The following is a 1,502-nucleotide window of genomic DNA, read 5'->3' as shown; positions in this document are numbered from 1 at the left end:
CTAAATTTCAACAATTTCAAAGTACTCTTTCCGATTTTAATGGGACATCAATGTATAGCCTGAACTTTTATATGTATCTGTTATTTTAGAAACTTGTTCGCCTGAATATTCAATATTGAATAAACCTGTTCCCTATTGATCCTTGTAACTAATAGAGATCAATCTCTTAACGGCATTCTCTGGATCAATGATATTATTATCATCATCGTCACCACAAGAAACGAAGTTTACACACAAAGCCACTGAAATAATGGCTGTAAAAAATCTATTTATTTTCATTTTTTTGCACAATATTTAATGGATATTTTTCTTTATCTAATAAAAAAGTAAAACGCTTTTAGATAGATTATTCTTCAATGTTTCACTTATTATCTAAATATAGATTGGTTATCTCAGAATACATTTATAATCATTTAAGATAATAAAAATCCTTATTCTGAGTCCCATAGGAATGTTTAACAAGAGCTTTCTTTCCATTGGTTGTTAAAGCAAAATAAAACAAGAATTGTATATCACGATAATTAGGCGCATATCCATTATTTCCATACCATTCTATTTCATTTCCTTGCTTAACACCTTTTCGATAAGTATCAGTATCTCCTTCATCACTATACTCAAAAATTACATTTATGTCTTCACCTTCTTCAATAACTGATATCTTCCCTTGATTTTCAATATTAAACCAGCATTCTTCTCCATAATTGGTATAATTACCAAGTCCATCAAAATAGAAAACCCCTGTTTCAATTGGTAGTATATCACTAACATAATCAGTCGTATTAGATTCAACACGTTCGTCATCATCACCACAAGAAATGAAGTTCACACACAAAACCAACGCTAAAATAGCTGTAAAAAATCTGCTTGTTTTCATAACCGATTACTTTTGATTGTTAAACTCATTCAGATCAAAAAGAAGCTCATCTCCCTTTTTATAAAGCCGAAGCATTTCAATAGATTTATCATCCAGCCATAACCCTTCTGTTTTCAAAAAATCAACAGCCTGTGAATAAGACAAATCGTTAAGAATGATAGGAGAATCACTAACCTTGTATTCCCTGTCAAAAGAACGATATAAAATATGTTCTTTACCATTGTACCTGAATTGAATTGTGTAATTCATACTCAAATAAATTAGCTTTTCCTTGTCCCCTACGGAAAGTTAAATAATAAAAAAGGTGTGGGAACACTATTTACTTTATCCTATTATCAGGTTCTCGCATACCTATAGCATGGATAAAGCAACAGCGACCCACACCAATAGGTATATAAACCATCCTCACAGATAGTTGTACACATCAATGATGCGGGTGCTATTGCTATCACCTTCATGCTATATTCAAATTTGCGAGATTTGATAATAGAAGATAATATCAATAACACCTTTCGTTAATTATGTCCTTCCACAGAGGTTCAACGCCATGAACTTGTAGAATTGCCACAAAGGTACGAAAAGTGTTTATACATCAACCAAGTAAGAGAATGAAAAATCTTTACTTATC

2 protein-coding genes are annotated in these 1,502 nt (G+C 31.4%); both read right to left on the bottom strand.

The window, feature by feature from the left end:
• Positions 1-409: 409 nt before the first annotated feature.
• Positions 410-874, bottom strand: coding sequence for a hypothetical protein (locus E5342_RS18945; RefSeq protein ID WP_135960074.1), 465 nt, complete (start codon positions 872-874; stop codon positions 410-412).
• Positions 875-880: 6 nt separating this feature from the next.
• Positions 881-1,123 carry a hypothetical protein gene (locus E5342_RS18940; RefSeq protein WP_121773765.1) on the bottom strand — a complete coding sequence of 81 codons (243 nt, stop codon included), beginning with the start codon at positions 1,121-1,123 and terminating at the stop codon, positions 881-883.
• Positions 1,124-1,502: the final 379 nt, after the last annotated feature.

Source organism: Parabacteroides distasonis, assembly GCF_004793765.1.
Taxonomy (GTDB): Bacteria; Bacteroidota; Bacteroidia; order Bacteroidales; family Tannerellaceae; genus Parabacteroides; species Parabacteroides distasonis_A.
This window is presented reverse-complemented; position numbering and strand designations above follow the sequence as displayed.

Bases quoted from the DNA above. Each gene is read 5' to 3' on its own strand.
- E5342_RS18940 (WP_121773765.1), bottom strand. From the start codon at position 1,123: ATGAATTACACAATTCAATTCAGGTACAATGGTAAAGAACATATTTTA.
- E5342_RS18945 (WP_135960074.1), bottom strand. From the start codon at position 874: ATGAAAACAAGCAGATTTTTTACAGCTATTTTAGCGTTGGTTTTGTGT.